Raw genomic sequence first — 16,249 nt, 5'->3', positions numbered from 1 at the left:
GTGAGGGGCGGGCACGCTCGCCGCTCATTGGTAAGGAGGTCGTCCATGAATCAGGTGGAGCAGAGCGTCGCTGAGTATGTCGACGAGGTCTGGGAAGATGTCGTCGCCGATATCGAGCAGCTGGTGAGCTATCCGTCCGTGGCAGTTTCTGCCGATGCGGAGCCCGGCGCGCCGTTTGGCCGCCCGGTCCGTGATGCGCTCGATTGCGCGCTCGGCATTGCGCAAAAGCTCGGCTACCAGACGAGCGACGACGAGGGCTATGTGGGCATTGCCGATATCCCTGGCCGCGGCGACAAGCAACTCGCGACCATCTGCCATGTGGACGTGGTGCCCGCCGGCCCGGGCTGGAATACCAATCCGTTTGCGATGGAGCGCCGCGAGGGCTGGCTGCTCGGTCGCGGCGTGATCGACGACAAGGGTCCGGCTGTGCTGTCGCTCTACGCCGGCGCCTATCTGCTCAAGCACGGCATCACCCCGCGCTATACCTTCCGCGCGCTGCTGGGCTGCGATGAGGAAGTGGGCATGTCCGACGTTCACCATTATCTGGAGAACTATGCAGACCCCGATTTCCTGTTTACGCCCGATGCCGAGTTCCCGGTCTGCAATGCCGAGAAGGGCCAGTTTGGGGCGACGTTCGTGAGCTCCAAGATTGACGGCGGGCGCATTGTGTCGTGGAGCGGTGCCGAGGCGAGCAACGCTATTCCGTCGCAGTCTATCTGTGAGCTTGCGATTGCCGCCGATGAGCTGCCGGCGCCCGTTGAGAACGCCGACCGCCTGGAGATTACGGCGCTCGAGAACGGCCATGCCCAGATTTTTGCGCACGGTATCGGTGGCCATGCCTCGATGCCCGAGGGGACGATCAACGCCGTCGGCCTGATCGTGACGTACCTGCGCGAGGCCGAGGACGCGTTTGGTGCGCGCGACGAGCGCCTGCTGACGCCTGCCGAGCACGAGTTTGTCAAGTTTCTGGCCTTTGTGCATGCGGACGCCTATGGCCGCGGCCTGGGTATCGACGCGACGAGCCCCGCGTTTGGCCCGCTCACGTGCAACCCCGGCGTCATCCGCGTGGTGGATGGCCACATTGAGCAGGTCATCGACGTGCGTTTCCCCGATAGCACCAGTGCCGATACCATCCGCGAGCAGCTCGAGCCGCTCGTGGGCCGCTTTGGCGTGTCGTGTCGTGTGGGTCGTGCAAAGGTGCCGTTCTCGGTGTCTGCCGACGATCCGGCCGTGAAGGCGCTTATCGATACCTATAACGAGTTTACGGGCAAGCATGCCGAGCCTTTTGCCATGGGCGGCGGCACGTACGCGCGCAACTTCGCCCGCGCCGTCTCGTTTGGCCCCGAGGAGACCGGCCTGGAGCTGCCCGCATGGGGCGGCCAGATGCACGGCCCCAACGAGTGCGCCAACGAAGAGCAACTCAAGCAAGCGCTCAAGATCTACATCGTGGCAATCCTCCGTTTGAATGAATTAGAACTTTAAGGTTACGCGCTTTCCCAATCTAAGTTGCGGTGGAATAGTTCCTAGAATGGGCCATTTGATGGCCAAGCAGGAACTATTTCACCGCAACTCTGTTTTTATTGGTGTAAAAAGCGTGCCATGCTTGGGTGGGGATTGTTATTCGTTTGTAAAGGCTGGGCCGCGCTTGCGGTAAGGGTCTATCAAATGACCGTAAGAAACCGCAGATAAGGCGGGCGTCGCCCGATCGGGGTCGTATCTTTCCAAACAGCAAAGCGGGCAGGGTGCCCGCGAGTTGCATGTATGAAAGGAAGATCATGCTCGATCAGGCTTATTCTCGTCGTCAGTTCCTCGGCCTCGCTGGTGGTCTTGCCAGCATCGTCGGCCTCGGCCTCGTTGGCTGCGGTGGCTCCAACGTCGCCAACACCGCTGCTGAGGGCAGCGCTGCTGCTGCCGAGTCCGTCTCGGGCGAGGTGACCTACGACGGCGCCTCTTCGTTCCAGGCTCTCGTCGAGGCCGCTGCCGAGAAGTTCATGGATGCCAACCCGGACGTCTCCGTCTCCGGCTCGGGTAACGGTTCGGGCAAGGGCCTGACCGCCGTTGCCGCCGGCACCGTCACCATCGGTAACTCCGACGTCTTTGCCGAGACCAAGCTCGAGGCCGACCAAGTCAAGAACCTTGTCGACCACGAGGTCGCCGTCGTGGGCATGGGCCCCGTCGTTTCCAAGAACGTCACGGTCGACGACCTGTCCCTCGAGCAGCTCAAGGGCATCTTCTCCGGCCAGATCACCAACTGGAAGGAGGTCGGCGGCGGCGACGCCAAGATCGTCGTCCTCAACCGCAAGGCCGGCTCCGGCACCCGCGCCACCTTCGAGGCCGCCGTCTTTGGCGACGAGGCCGTCGACTTTAAGGGCGACGCCGAGCTCGACAAGTCCGGCGACGTCCAGACTCAGATGGGCAGCACCGACAACGCCATCTCCTACCTCGACTTCTCGCACTTCGATGACTCCAAGTTCAACGCCATCAAGGTCGAGGGCGTGGAGCCCAAGAGCACAAATGTTGCCGACGACTCCTTCAAGATCTGGGCTACCGAGCACATGTACTGCGCGAAGGACGCCGACGAGGCCACCAAGGCCTTCCTGGAATTCATGCTTTCTGACGACGTCCAGGGCAAGCTCGTCGAGGAGCAGGGCTTTATCCCCGTCTCTGCCATGAAGGTCGTCAAGGACGCCAGCGGCAAGGTCTCTGCTAAATAAGCAATCGCCCCCGGAAAGGTTTGCAATGGCAAAACAGCTGCCGAAGCGCGACCTTGAGAACGTGGGCCTGGGCGTCACGGGTGCGTGCGTAGCGCTCGTGACGCTTGTCGTTGCCGCGCTCATCTTTATGGTCGCCCAAAAGGGCCTCTCGGCATTTATTAAGGACGACGTTTCGGTCGTCGAGTTTTTCACCGGCACCAAGTGGGACCTGGCCAACACAGCCGAAAACGGCCTGCCCTACACCGGCGCCCTGCCCCTGATTGTCACCTCGTTTGCGGTCATGGTGCTCTCCACGCTCATCGCGCTGCCCATCGCCATCGGCTCTGCCATCTTTGCGGTCGAGATCCAGCCTAAGTTTGGCTCCAAGGTCTTTCAGCCGCTCATTGAGCTTTTGACCGGCATTCCCTCGGTCGTTTTTGGCCTGATTGGCTTTCACGTAGTCGTCGGTTTTATGAAGAGCGTTTTCCACGTGAGCACGGGTCTGGGCATCTTGCCCGGCGCCATCGTGCTGGCCGTCATGATCCTGCCGACCATGACCACGCTTTCGGTCGATGGTCTGCGCGCCGTGCCCGATAGCTACCGCCAGGGTTCGCTCGCGCTGGGCTACACCCGCTGGCAGACCATCTGGCACGTGGTACTCAAGAGCGCTATGCCGTCACTCATGACCGCAATCATCCTGGGCATGACCCGCGCCTTTGGCGAAACGCTCGCCGTGCGCATGGTTATCGGCGGCATCGAGGCCATGCCGACGTCGCTGCTGTCGCCTGCCTCGACCATCACCACCACGCTCACCACGTCCATGGCGGTCTATGCCGAGGGCTCGGCCCAGGACGACGTCCTGTGGGCGCTCGGTCTGCTGCTGTTGGGCATGAGCCTCATCTTCATCCTGATCATCCACCTTATCGGCCGCAAGGGGGCGAAGACTCGTGGCTAGCACGCGCATCCATATCGACGAGGCGAGACTCGGGCGCGTCCAAAGGCAGGACCGCATCGCCACGGGCGTGTTGACGTCAATCGTCGCCATCGTCATGCTCATCGTCGTCTCCATGGTGGCCTATATTCTGTTCGAGGACATCTCGACGCTGTTCCAGCCGGGCTTTCTCACGCAGCCCGCACGCGCCAACGGAACACAGGGCGGCGTGCTCTACCAACTGTTCGACTCGTTCTATCTGCTGCTGATCACTCTGGTCATCTCGGTGCCCATCAGCCTGGGCGGAGCGGTCTTCCTGGTTGAGTACGCACCCGACGGCCCCATCCGCGACATTGCCTCCACCGCCATCGAGACACTGTCTTCGCTGCCCTCCATCGTCGTCGGCATGTTCGGCTTCCTGGTGTTCTCGGTGCAGCTGGGCTGGAAGTACTCCATCATCTCCGGCGCCGTCGCGCTCACTATGTTCAACATCCCCATCCTAGTGCGCGTGATTCAGCAGGCGCTCGAGGACGTGCCGCAGGCCCAGCGCGATGCGTGCCTGGCCATGGGCCTTACTCGCTGGGAGGCCACGCTGCACATCCTGATCCCCGAGGCCATGCCTGCCATCGTGACCGGCATCGTGCTTTCGGCCGGCCGTGTGTTTGGCGAGGCCGCGGCGCTGCTCTTTACCTCGGGCATGAGCTCGCCGGTGCGTCTGAACTTCTTGAGCTTTAACCTGTCGAGCCCTACCTGCGCCTGGAACGTGTTCCGTCCCGGTGAGTCGCTCGCCGTGCACATCTACAAGATTTACGGCGAGGGCAGCCCCGAGGCACAGCAGATCGTCTGGGGCACCGCCGCACTGCTGATGATCTGCGTGCTGCTGTTTAACGTAGTCGCCCGCATCGTGGGCAAGCAACTGGCAAGGAAGATGACGGCCGAATGAGCGAGATGAAAGCAATGCCCGCAACCGAAGCGGCCACGTCCGAGACCCAGGACTTTTTGTCGAGTGTGGGGGAGAGCGAAAAGCGCGTGCACGTGAGCGGCAAGGCCGTGAGCGACGAGGTCGTGCTCTCCACCAAGGACGTCAACGTGTACTATGGCGACCACCATGCGCTGCACGATACGTCGCTCGACTTTCACAAGGGCGAGATCACGGCGCTCATTGGGCCTTCGGGCTGCGGTAAGTCGACCTTCTTGCGCAGTCTCAACCTCATGAATCGAGAGATTCGCGGCTGCCGCGTGGAGGGCGAGATCAACTACCGCGGGCGCAACGTGAACACCAAGGCCGAGAACACCTATGAGCTGCGTCGCTCCATTGGCATGGTGTTCCAACAGCCCAACCCGTTCCGCAAGTCCATTCGCGACAACATTACGTTTGCGCCTAAGCGCCACGGCATCACCGACCGTGACGAGCTCGACCGCATGGTCGAGGAAAGTCTGCGCGGCGCGGCGCTGTGGGACGAGGTCAAGGACAAGCTCGACAAGAGCGCCTATGCGCTTTCGGGCGGCCAGCAGCAGCGCCTGTGCATCGCGCGCACGCTGGCGCTCAACCCCGACGTAATCCTGTTTGACGAGCCCTGCTCGGCGCTCGACCCCATCTCGACGCTGGCGATTGAGGACCTTATGTCATCGATCGTTGCCGACCGTGCCATCGTCATCGTGACGCACAACATGGAACAGGCGTCGCGCGTGTCCAACCGCACGGCGTTCTTCTACATGGGCGATATGGTCGAGTACGACGAGACTGACGAGATTTTCCAACGGCCCAAGGATAAGCGGCTGAATGATTACCTCACCGGCATGTTCTCCTAGTCCGGGACATGCTTGAGGCCCGCGGCGGCCATGGTTGCCGCGGGACTGATTGGAGGGGCGGGTCATCTCTTGCGGGAGATGGCCCGCCTTTTTGCTCTGCGACCGAAACGACCACCACAAAGGGGACAGGCTCCTTCGTGGTGGTTTGGGGTGGGGCTCGCTGCTATCATGGACAACGTTGAATTTCTACGAAGGAGCAGGGCATATGGCGATTCTTTTGGGATGCGATTCCGTCAGCCTAGAGTTTCCCACCAAGCATATTTTCGATAGCGTAACGCTCGGCGTGGGCGAGGGCGACCGTATTGGTATTGTCGGTAAAAACGGCGACGGCAAGTCGACGCTGCTGAGTGTACTCGCCGGCACGCTGGAACCCGACGACGGACGCGTGACGCACCGCCGCGGCACGACGATCGGATTGCTCGGCCAAAAGGACCAGCTTGTCGACACCGATACCGTGCATCATGCCGTTGTGGGCGACACGCCCGAGTACGAGTGGGCGTCGAGCCCCCGCACGCGCCAGATCCTTGCCGGCCTCATTAGCGATGTGCCCTGGGAGGGCACGGTGGGCGAGCTTTCGGGCGGTCAGCGCCGCCGCGTGGACCTCGCGCGCCTGCTGATCGGCGACTACGACGTGCTCATGCTCGACGAGCCCACCAACCACCTGGACATGCGCACCATCAACTGGCTCGCGCGTCACTTAAAGGCCCGCTGGCAGCGCGGCCAGGGCGCCATGCTCGTGGTCACGCACGACCGCTGGTTCTTGGACGAGGTCTGCACCAGCATGTGGGAGGTCCACGACGGCCAGGTCGATCCCTTCGAGGGCGGTTACTCGGCATACATCCTGCAGCGCGTAGAGCGCGACCGCATGGCCGCCGTCACCGAGGAGCGTCGTCGCAACATGGCGCGCAAGGAGCTCGCGTGGCTGAGCCGTGGCGCCCAAGCCCGTTCCACCAAGCCCAAGTTTCGCGTGGAGGCCGCCCGCGAGCTCATCGCCGACGTGCCGCCCGTGCGTGACGAGCTGGAGCTCAAGCGCCTGGCGGTGAGCCGCCTGGGCAAGCAGGTTATCGATGTCATCGACGTGGATGCCGGCTATGCGGATACCGATGGTGCACCCAAGCAGGTGCTCACCGATGTGACCTGGCTCATTGGTGCGGGCGACCGCTATGGTCTTTTGGGCGAGAACGGCGCCGGCAAGTCGACGCTACTCGACGTGATTCAGGGCAAGATCGCGCCCCTACGCGGCCGCGTGAAGATTGGCCAGACGGTGCGCTTTGGCGTGCTGTCGCAGCAGCTCGAGGAGCTCGAGCCCTACATGGGCGACACGATTCGCGAGGTGCTCAGCAACTACAAGAAGTACTACGTCATCGACGGCAAGGAGACCTCGCCCGAGAAGCTCTGCGAGCGCCTGGGCTTTACGACGCAGCAGCTCTGGAGCCGCATCGGCGATCTTTCGGGCGGCCAGCGCCGTCGCCTGTCGCTGCTGCTGACGATCCTGGACGAGCCCAACGTGCTTATCCTGGACGAGCCGGGCAACGACCTGGATACCGATATGCTGGCGATTGTCGAGGACCTGCTCGACGGCTGGCCCGGCACGCTGATTCTGGTGACGCACGACCGTTTCCTCATGGAGCGCGTGACCGACCAGCAGTGGGCGCTGCTTGACGGTCATCTGACGCATATGCCCGGCGGCGTTGACCAGTACCTGCGCCTGTGCAACGCTACGGCCGAGGGCGAGCCCGTGGGCGTGCCGAGCGCCAAGACCGGCACGTTCGACACCGGCGCCGCAGCGGTTGCGGATGAAAAGCCCAAGACGAGTGGGCAGCCCAACGGTCTTTCCAACGCCGAGCGCCAGAAGCTCCGCCGCGAGGTGAGCTCGCTCGAGCGCAAGATGGAGACGCAGCGCGCTCGCGTGGAGGAGGCCGAGGCCGCGATGGCTCAGGTCGATCCCACCAACTACACGGCGCTGGGCGAGCAGCAGGCAAAGATCGACGAGGCCCACGCCGCCATGGACGAGCTGGAGATGGCATGGCTCGAGGCGAGCGAAAAGCTCGAGGGCGAGGAGTAGACGAGGATGATCAAAGCCGCGTTTTTCGATATCGACGGCACGCTGCTGAGCTTTAAGACCCATCGGATTCCGGCTTCGGCGCAGCAGGTGCTCGGCAGCTTTCACGAGCGGGGGATTGCGTGCGTGATCGCCACGGGCCGTCCGACCTACCAGATGCCGGACTGGCTGTTCGACTTGGGCTGGGATGCGTACATTACGCTCTCGGGCCAGCACTGCTTTGATGCCGAGGGGGTTTACCGCAGCTGTCCGATTGATCCGGACGACGTCGCGGTGATTGTGGACCAGGTGGCGCAGGGGCGCTATGACTCGCTGTGCATGCAAGGCGAAAACTCGTTTGTGAACCGCCTGTCCGAGCGTGTGGTGACGGCCGGCAGCAACGCGGGAATCGTCTACCACGAGGAGCCGTTTGAGCATGCCTTCGATGCGCCGGTTTACCAGTTCTGCGCCTTTGTGGATCCGGCCGACGAGCATATCGTGACCGACGCCGTGTCGCATTCGCTCACCACGCGCTGGTGCGATCTGTTCTGCGACATTATTCCGGCCAACGGCGGCAAGGACCTGGGCGTGGCGGCGACGCTGGAGCGCCTGGGCATCGACGCGAGCGAGGCGATTGCCTTTGGCGACGGTGAGAACGACCTGTCGATGTTCTCGGCCGTGGGTACAAGTGTGGCCATGGGCAACGCGCAGGAGACCGTGAAGGCCGCAGCGACCTACGTTACAACCGCCGTAGACGACGATGGCATCTACAACGCCGCCAAGCACTTTGGGCTGGTGTAGCTGCAGATTCGGCACTTGGGGACGTTCCTTTTCTGCCGGCAGTCGGGGACACACCTTGCGCGGTTCGTGCCGTGTCGCCTTGTTTACCCCGCGCATTTTGTGAAGCACGGTTAACTTTTCAAACAATGTAGTAAGACATGGGCAACTTTTGCGGTAAAGTAAATCAAGCAAAAGTATCCAAAGGCTAACTAGAAGCCATCGCGAAAGGCGGCCCATGGCCCTGCGTGAATCCGGAGAAGACTATCTCGAATCGATCTACGTGCTGTCGCAGCGCCAAGGCACGGTGCGCTCAATCGACGTCGCCGAATACCTGGGCGTAACCAAGGCAAGCGTCTCTAAAGCCATGGCGACGCTGGAGAACAGCGGCTATGTCGCAATGGGTAAACGCGATGTGCATCTGACGGAGCGTGGTCTGGAGGTCGCTCGCCAAATGTGGGAGCGCCACTGCTTTTTCGTGGGGTTGCTGGAGGATGCAGGCGTTTCGGCTGAGGTTGCGTCGCAAGAGGGCTGCCACATGGAGCACTGCCTAAGTGAGGAGAGCTTCGAGAAGCTAAGGGCAATGCTGGGCCGGGACGGCACATCGGCCCCAACAATGACCGACTAACGTTCCCCCAGTAGCGCGCCGTTCGCGCAAAGCGCGAACCAGCGACCGGGACAGGAGGCCCTACCAACCAAGTCTAACTCAGCCAAGGAACCCCGCCAGCAAGCGATGCCCAAGAACCGTCAGCAACGTCACCGCAGGCCGGGGCCGGGCTTGGTTTTGAAAACATTCCGCAGACCAGAAGTGCCCCCGTTCGTAGCTCCGAAGGAGCAGAACGGGGGCACTTCATTGGTCGAGGACGTTTTCAAAACCAAGCCCGGCCCCGGCCGGAGGGACCACAGGCGCTACAGGTTCTTGACACCCATCGCGCGCATGGCGTTCAGGATGGCGATGATCGCCACACCCACGTCGCCAAAGACGGCAAGCCACATATTGGCGATGCCGAGCGCCGCAAGCACCAGAATCAGCAACTTAATGCCCAGCGCAAAGATGATGTTCTGCCAAACAATCGACATGGTCTTGCGCGCCACGCGGATCGCGCGGGAGATGTTGGACGGCTTGTCATCCATCAGCACGACGTCGGCCGCCTCGATCGCGGCGTCGGAGCCCATGGCGCCCATGGCAATGCCCACATCGGCACGGGTGAGCACGGGCGCATCGTTGATGCCGTCGCCGACAAAGGCGAGCTTGCCCTTGCCGCTTTCGGCCGCGAGCAGCGCTTCAACGCGCTCGACCTTGTCGTCCGGCAGCAGCTGCGCGTGGAACTCGTCGAGGCCGAGCTGCTTGGCCACCGCAGCAGCCGCTTCCTCGCGGTCGCCCGTGAGCATAACGGTGCGCTTGACGCCGGCGGCGTGCAGATCGCGGATCGTCTGCTCGGCATCGGCCTTAACGGTGTCTGCAATCACGATGTGGCCGGCGTACACGCCGTCAACAAGCACATGCAGAATCGTTCCGACGACCTCGCAATCGGGTGCTTCAGCGCCGGCCGCGGCGAGCATCTTGGCGTTGCCGACGACGACATGCTTGCCGTCGATGGTTGCCGTCACGCCGTGGCCCGCGTCGTTGGCGGAGTCGCTCACGCGCTTGGGGTCGACCTCGCCCTGGTAGGCGACGCGCACGGACTGCGCGATGGGGTGATCGGAGAACGACTCCGCAAGGGCTGCGACCTCGAGCAACGACTGCTCGGTATAGCCTGCCTCGGGGTGTACCGCCACGACCGAGAACGTGCCGTTGGTGAGGGTGCCCGTCTTGTCAAAGACGACAGTGTCCACGTCAGCGAGCGTCTCGAGGTAGTTAGAACCCTTGATGAGAACGCCCAGCTTGGACGCGCCGCCGATACCGCCAAAGAAGCTCAACGGTACACTGATCACGAGCGCGCACGGGCAGCTGACGACGAGGAAGGTCAGGCCGCGCAGGATCCAATCGGACCAGGCGCCGGTGACCAGGCCGCCGCCGAGCGCGAGCACCGCGGCCGCGCCGGTGACAGCGGGGGTGTAGACGCGAGCAAAGCGCGTGATGAAGTTCTCAGTGCGCGCCTTCTTTTCGCTGGCATTTTCCACGAGCTCTAGGACGCGTGCGACGGTGGACTCGCCAAAGGGCTTGGTGGTGCGCACGTGGATGAGGCCCGTCATGTTGATGCAGCCGCTGATGATATCGTCGCCGGACTTGGCGGGGCGGGGGACTGACTCGCCCGTGAGCGCGGCGGTGTCGAGCTGGGTTTCGCCCTCGACGATGACGCCGTCGATAGGCACGCGCTCGCCGGGCTTGACCACGATCAAGGTGCCGACGGCGATGTCATCGGGAAAGACCTGTTCGAGCGTGCCGTCGGCTTGCTCGACGTTGGCGTAGTCGGGCGCGATGTCCATCATGGCACTGATCGACTTGCGGCTCTTGCCCACGGCATATGCCTGGAACAGCTCGCCGACCTGGTAGAACAGCATGACGGCGGCGCCTTCGGCCATGTGCGGGTCGGTATCGGGGAAGAGCACCATGGCAAACGCGCCGATGGTTGCGACTGCCATAAGGAAACTCTCGTCGAAGGCCTTGCCGCGGCGGATGTTATTGAATGCCTTTTGCAGCACGTCGTAGCCGGCAATCAAAAACGGCACGAGGAACAGCACAAAGCTGGCGTAGATGTCGTCCGGGGTGCCGAATGCGGCGGCGAGTGGGCCGAGCTCATCGAGGGCGTACACCACGGCAAAAATACCCAGCGCTACCAGGATGCGGTTGCGCTTATGCTCGAGTGACTCTTTTTTCTTGCGCTTCTTCTTTTTCTTTTTGGGGTCGGCAGTGGCCATGACTCGTATCCTCCCAATTGAATGTATGAACACTCGCTCATATAATTTCGCGAGCAAAGGCCGCGGCAAGCGCGGCCTTGCAGGCTGGCGTAAACCTGGGCTAGAGAATGATCTCGCAGTCCGGCTCGGCGTCGGCGGTGAATTCCACGACGCGGTTGAGCACCTCGTCGAACTCGGCGTCATCGGCCTCGAGCGTCAGCTTCTGGGTCATAAAGTTGACGGACACGGATTTGACGCCCTCGAGCTTGGCCAGCTCGTCCTGAAGCTCGCGCGCACAGTTGGCGCAGTCGATCTCGTCGAGTTTGAACTGCTTTTTCATGGCGGGTTCCTTTCCTTGTTTTTGCGGCTTGGGTGCAGGCCGCGCTGGTACCGTGGTTGGTTGCTATTCGCAGATATGGCTCATGCCCTGGTTGAGCATGGTGTAGACGTGATCGTCGGCAAGCGAGTAGAGGATGTTGCGGCCGTCGCGGCGGAACTTGACCAGGTGCGACTGCTTAAGCGTGCGCAGCTGGTGCGATACTGCCGACTGCGAGGTTGCGGTCGCCTCGGCGATGTCGGCCACGCAGAGCTCGCGCCCCATGAGGGCATAGAGAATCTTGATGCGCGTGGTGTCGCTGAAGACCTTGAACAGGTCGGCGAGGTCGTAGAGAAGTTCCTCGTCGGGAAGGTCCTCGGGCGAGCAGGTGGTGGAGATCACGGGTTCGGTGGCCTCGATGTCGGGTTTCGTTTCATCATCGCGGATGCTCACTGCAATATCCTTTCATATGAACATGCGCTCATATAACTCACTTCCGATTATATGAGCGCATGTTCACATGTCAATACAATTTGCGATAATTTCGATGACTGTTTGCCGCCTCTGCGATTTTCTGTGGGTTAAGATGCATCGACGCAATGCTCGCCAACATATTTCGAGATGTTCGGCCAGCATGCTAAGAAAACCGCCTCGAGAAGCATTAGAGCTGTTCATATTTGTACTTTATCTTGTTAAATACCGTGAGAATCAGTTCTTTCTCTACGGGAGTTCCTGCAGAATCAGTTTTATCTAAAGTTATATTGAGCATTGCTGCGGCCAATCAGGCACATCGATGGCCGAATAAGTCGAAAAATGTAGGTGGACATCCGCAGAGACCGCCTTTAGAAGAGCGAATTCTCAATTAGATCAATAATCGTGTCGTCTTCCGTGCGGTTCTCATCGATTTTTACGGACATGTCGCATTCCCAAGGCCCATTGATTTCCTCAGCAAGGGCCCCAACGTGTTGCATGTCATCGGGTTCGGGCACATCGTTGATGCTCGGGTCATCAGCTTGCGGATATTGGCTTGCAATTTCGCGCTTGGTGGTCTCTTCTTCTTTGAGTGCCTCCAGGACGCGGCGACCGTATTCGAAGTAGCGCCGCAAGACAAATTGACGAAGAGTTTCTTGCAGGATGGCGAAGTTATCCGGTAGCCGACCGGGCCAGATCTTCTCGCGAATGCGAATCGCTTCCATGACTCGTCTAAAAGTGGACTGCTTGAAAAACGAATGACGACTAACTGTGATAACGGCATATCCCATGTTTCGCAGCGTGTTTCGGCGTTCCTCGTCAATTGATTGCTGCTCGGGCTCGTCGTGGTAAAAGCCGTTGTATTCGATATCGGTCATCGAATTTTCGAGCAGCGCGTCGAGGTAGAAAACCGTCCGTCGCGTTAGTGCGGCGTATCTTTTGGGGACTGGGATCGGATAATCCGTTTTGATGGCACGTATGGCTAAGCCACCCATTGACTTGGGCATTGTCAGCATCATGACAAACGCCGTTTCGAGTGGAGAGCGACAGCCTCCGCGTACATAAGAAAGTGCCTTAAGGGCTTTATTGGATCCACGATACCCCGATGCCTTTGAAAAGAAGGCTCTGAGCTCTTCAACGCTGGTTAGGGCTGGGCGCTCGCGATATTGAGTTTCGTCGGACGTTTCAAGCGCGTAGAAGCCGCAGATTTCAAAGTAATACTCAACGAGCTCAGTAAGGTTGAGGTCGGCTGTTGCTTCTAACGCGCACAGCTTGATATCGACGATGTAGACGTTCGGCTCGAGTTCTAGGTAGCTTTCTGCATTAAACGTATAGCGCGTGCAGTGGCAGATGCAGCCCTTACGGTGCCTTTTGGCATTATTGGAAAACGTCAGCACATGGATGCTTTCAGAATCGACATTCTTTCTGTTGAGCCATGCTCGCGCCGCTTCCAGGTCGGACGTGGTCGGCGCAGACACCCTGATCTTTTCCATAGGTAAGGGATCGATCGCGTAGCTTGCGAGTGAGTTGGCTGTTTGGTATACAGCGCGTGCCGTGGTATGTGACAGAACGATTCCCATACGCGCATGATGGCATAGCAGACGCCACATACGCTCGAAACTTCGGGCAACGGTATTGGGGCGCAGCTTATCTTCTGCAAACGGTGGACTTTTGAGCTGTCGTATCGAGGGAGCAGCTTCGGCTGGGGAGGTTTCTGCCAGCTGCGCTTTTTTTGGTGAACTTTAGTTGCGAATTCGTAGCCTCTAAGCGTTTTTGCCGACCGTCCAGATGCCTCACCAACATAATTTGAGTTATTCGGCCTTATCCTAAATGAATGGTGCGATCGCAACGTCTTATTCGAATTGATTCAGGTAGATTAATGGGGCTTGGTTGCGAAATTAAGGCGACTACAGCGCTCGATTGCGGTTCGAGGGGCCTTGACTAGTGGTTCAGCTGGCCGAACAACTCGAAAAATGTAGGTGGGCCAACCAGTCGACTGTGTGAAGCACGCGTATTTGCTCGTTTTGATGAAAACTAGGGTGCAGTCATAAGGCTGCGCCCTAGTTTACTGCGTGCCGGTGCGCCCAGACGGATTGTGCTGTGCCTGGCGGGCGCTCCCGCAGGTGGATCGGTTATTTCGCAAACAGGTTCTTGAGGTTGAACTCGGCCTGGACGGTACGGAGCATGAGGTCGGTGTCGTCGAGGCCCAGGTGCTGCTCGTTGGCGTCGGCGGCGAGGGTGCCACGGCGGCGCGCCCAGTTCTCGAGCGCAGCGGGCGCGGACTCGCGGGGGAGCGAGCGCACGTCGGCGTCCAGGCTGCGGCAGATCTGGCGCGAGTCGATGACGATGATCTTGCCTGCGCGGCGTGCCTCGGCGTAACCGTCCAGATGAATTTTGAACCAGCTGTCCTCGAAGGCGGCATTGTGTGCCATGTACGGGTACTTCTTCATGAGCTTGAGCAGCTGCTTCTGCAGCTCCTTGTTCTCGCGGAACGGCTTTTTGCCGTCGATGTCGTCCCAGGTGATGTGATGGATGTTCGATAGCGGCACATCCTCGCCGCGGTAGATGTCGGGCAGGCCGCAGTAGTGCGCCTCGGCGTCATGCGGCACGGCGTCGCTGGTGAGATCCATAATCTCCCAGCCCACGTTGATGATGTAGCCGCGCTCGGGCGCGCGACCGGTGGTCTCGATGTCGATGCCGAGCACCGTGCCCTGGATGGGCTTGCGGGCATAGGCCACGCCGAGTGCGTCGCGGTCACCGCGGATCTCGCGCATAACGGACGCGGCGGTGCGCTTTTGCATCTTGCCGATGGCGGCGCAGGTGTCGGCGTCGGACAGACCGCGCGAGAGCGTCGCGGGCGTCACGTTGCGCAGGCGCGCCTCGCCAATCTGGTCGCACAGGTCGCGGTTGCGGTCGGCCAGGTCGCGCACGGTGGCAAAGTCGAAGCCGGGGTCGCCCTCGGCAGTAAAGTACTCGGTCTCGAGCACCTTGAGGGCCTCCTCGCCCTTCTGGCGCTCGGACTCCATGGCGCCGTGATCGCCGTAGATAAACATGGGGATAAACGGCTGGCGCTCGTATTCGAGTGCTTGCGATACGTTCATATGCTGCTCCTTGGACGGGCCGCGTCGCGCGGCTCGGGGTTACTGAGTTGTGGCGAGATGATAGTTTACCATGGGCAACTATTGGCACCGCGCCCGGGACAACTACAATACCCTAGTTGACCGCTAGGACTTTTACAATGCTGCCGAAAGACACGAAAGGTTCCATCCGTCATGGATTTACTGATTGATATTCTGCTCGACGCCGGTAAGGACACGCTGTCGCTGGTGCCGTTTTTGTTGGTGACGTATTTGGCTCTTGAAACCCTTGAGCACGTTGCGGGCGATCGCGTCAACGGCGCTATCAAGCGCGCCGGCGCCGCGGGTCCCGTGGTTGGCTCGCTGCTGGGCATGGTGCCGCAGTGCGGCTTTTCGGCCATGGCAGCAACGCTGTACGCCGGCCGTGTCGTGACGCTGGGCACGCTGGTCGCCGTGTTCCTCTCGACCTCCGACGAGATGTTGCCGCTGTTGCTCGCCGAGCAAGTCCCCGTGCAGACCATGGCGATGCTTTTGGCTTCGAAGGCGCTGATCGCGCTGGTCACGGGCTTTATCGTGGATGCGGCTATCCGCGGCCTTCGTCGTAATGCCCGCGCGCATGCGGCGATCCGCCGTACCGTGCTGGGGACCGCGGTCAATCCGGCCCACGTGAACTGCGCGCACGATGACCACAGCGGTGGCGACATCATTGACGAGGTGGCCGAGGCGGGCGTGAGCGCCGATCACATCCACGAGCTGTGTGAGCGCGACCATTGCGGCTGCGATGAAGACGAGGGCGAACCCGACCACGGACACGGCCACGATCACGGTCATGGGGGCGAGCATGAACACCACCACGGCCACGATCACTCCCACTTACACGAAGGCGCGCCCGTCGTGTCGATTATCCGCAGCGCAATCTCGCACACCGTGCAGGTGTCGGTATTCATTTTCCTGGTGACGCTAATTCTGGTCGCCGTCCTTGAGACCTTTGGCGAGTCCGCAATCGAGCAGTTCCTGCGCGGCAATGAGACACTCGCCGTCCTGGGCTCGGCGCTTGTCGGTCTGATCCCCAACTGCTCGGCCAGCGTCGTTATTACGCAGTTGTACCTCGAAGGTGCGCTGCAGCTGGCGCCGATGCTCGCCGGCACGCTCATTTCCGCCGGCGTGGGCTACCTGGTGCTGTTCCGCACCAACCGCAGCGCCCGCGAAAACGTCCTGTTCCTGATCATGATGTACGTCATCGGTGCCGGCTGGGGCCTCGTTCTCTCCGCCTTTGGGCTCTAAGCCCAA

General features: G+C 60.9%; 14 protein-coding genes. 9 read left to right on the top strand and 5 right to left on the bottom strand.

Features of this window, described 5'->3' with window-relative positions; translation table 11 throughout:
• The first annotated feature begins 45 nt into the window (after window positions 1–45).
• The 8 genes from KTF55_RS03640 (at window position 46) to KTF55_RS03605 (ending at window position 8,882) form a co-directional block, all read left to right on the top strand.
• The gene (locus tag KTF55_RS03640; protein ID WP_217107972.1) at window positions 46–1,482 is read left to right on the top strand and encodes a M20 family metallopeptidase; all 1,437 of its coding nucleotides are present in this window, start codon (window positions 46–48) and stop codon (window positions 1,480–1,482) included.
• A 293-nt stretch (window positions 1,483–1,775) separates the two neighbouring features.
• Window positions 1,776–2,714: a phosphate ABC transporter substrate-binding protein gene (locus KTF55_RS03635; protein WP_217107971.1), complete on the top strand. Its 939-nt coding sequence runs from the start codon at window positions 1,776–1,778 to the stop codon at window positions 2,712–2,714.
• Between the two features lie 25 nt (window positions 2,715–2,739).
• Window positions 2,740–3,648 carry a phosphate ABC transporter permease subunit PstC gene (gene pstC, locus KTF55_RS03630; protein ID WP_217107970.1) on the top strand — a complete coding sequence of 303 codons (909 nt, stop codon included), beginning with the start codon at window positions 2,740–2,742 and terminating at the stop codon, window positions 3,646–3,648.
• Window positions 3,641–4,567 carry a phosphate ABC transporter permease PstA gene (gene pstA / locus KTF55_RS03625; protein ID WP_217107969.1) on the top strand — a complete coding sequence of 309 codons (927 nt, stop codon included), beginning with the start codon at window positions 3,641–3,643 and terminating at the stop codon, window positions 4,565–4,567. The genes pstC and pstA overlap by 8 nt, the downstream gene beginning before the upstream one ends.
• Window positions 4,564–5,436, top strand: coding sequence for a phosphate ABC transporter ATP-binding protein PstB (gene pstB / locus KTF55_RS03620; RefSeq protein ID WP_217107968.1), 873 nt, complete (start codon window positions 4,564–4,566; stop codon window positions 5,434–5,436). Before pstA ends, pstB begins: the two co-directional genes overlap by 4 nt.
• Before the next feature lie 205 nt (window positions 5,437–5,641).
• Window positions 5,642–7,501: an ABC-F family ATP-binding cassette domain-containing protein gene (locus KTF55_RS03615; RefSeq protein ID WP_217107967.1), complete on the top strand. Its 1,860-nt coding sequence runs from the start codon at window positions 5,642–5,644 to the stop codon at window positions 7,499–7,501.
• Window positions 7,502–7,507: 6 nt separating this feature from the next.
• Window positions 7,508–8,278, top strand: a complete 771-nt coding sequence (locus KTF55_RS03610) for a Cof-type HAD-IIB family hydrolase (protein WP_217107966.1) — start codon at window positions 7,508–7,510, stop codon at window positions 8,276–8,278.
• A gap of 214 nt (window positions 8,279–8,492) precedes the next feature.
• Window positions 8,493–8,882: a metal-dependent transcriptional regulator gene (locus KTF55_RS03605; RefSeq protein WP_217107965.1), complete on the top strand. Its 390-nt coding sequence runs from the start codon at window positions 8,493–8,495 to the stop codon at window positions 8,880–8,882.
• A gap of 281 nt (window positions 8,883–9,163) precedes the next feature.
• Here KTF55_RS03605 and KTF55_RS03600 read toward each other — a convergent pair whose 3' ends face one another.
• The 5 genes from KTF55_RS03600 to KTF55_RS03580 all read right to left on the bottom strand — a co-directional run bounded on the left by KTF55_RS03600 (window position 9,164) and on the right by KTF55_RS03580 (window position 14,983).
• Entirely contained in the window at window positions 9,164–11,116 is a 1,953-nt protein-coding gene (locus KTF55_RS03600) for a heavy metal translocating P-type ATPase (protein ID WP_217107964.1), read from the bottom strand.
• Between the two features lie 100 nt (window positions 11,117–11,216).
• Complete coding sequence (locus KTF55_RS03595) at window positions 11,217–11,435, bottom strand: cation transporter (RefSeq protein WP_035137286.1); 219 nt, start codon at window positions 11,433–11,435, stop codon at window positions 11,217–11,219.
• Window positions 11,436–11,498: 63 nt separating this feature from the next.
• A complete protein-coding gene (locus KTF55_RS03590) occupies window positions 11,499–11,831 on the bottom strand; it encodes an ArsR/SmtB family transcription factor (protein WP_367303219.1) in 333 nt (110 codons plus the stop codon).
• Between the two features lie 422 nt (window positions 11,832–12,253).
• Entirely contained in the window at window positions 12,254–13,375 is a 1,122-nt protein-coding gene (locus tag KTF55_RS03585) for a hypothetical protein (protein WP_217107963.1), read from the bottom strand.
• A gap of 639 nt (window positions 13,376–14,014) precedes the next feature.
• Complete coding sequence (locus tag KTF55_RS03580) at window positions 14,015–14,983, bottom strand: 3'-5' exonuclease (protein ID WP_152073679.1); 969 nt, start codon at window positions 14,981–14,983, stop codon at window positions 14,015–14,017.
• Between the two features lie 171 nt (window positions 14,984–15,154).
• Here KTF55_RS03580 and KTF55_RS03575 point away from each other — a divergent pair, with 171 nt between their 5' ends.
• The gene (locus tag KTF55_RS03575) at window positions 15,155–16,243 is read left to right on the top strand and encodes a putative manganese transporter (RefSeq protein ID WP_217107962.1); all 1,089 of its coding nucleotides are present in this window, start codon (window positions 15,155–15,157) and stop codon (window positions 16,241–16,243) included.
• The last annotated feature ends 6 nt before the right edge of the window (window positions 16,244–16,249 follow it).

This window comes from Collinsella sp. MSK.8.10 (assembly GCF_019041915.1).
In the GTDB taxonomy this organism is placed as follows: Bacteria; Actinomycetota; Coriobacteriia; order Coriobacteriales; family Coriobacteriaceae; genus Collinsella.
The sequence above is the reverse complement of the archived record's forward strand: the minus strand, read 5'-3'. Positions and strand labels throughout refer to the sequence as shown.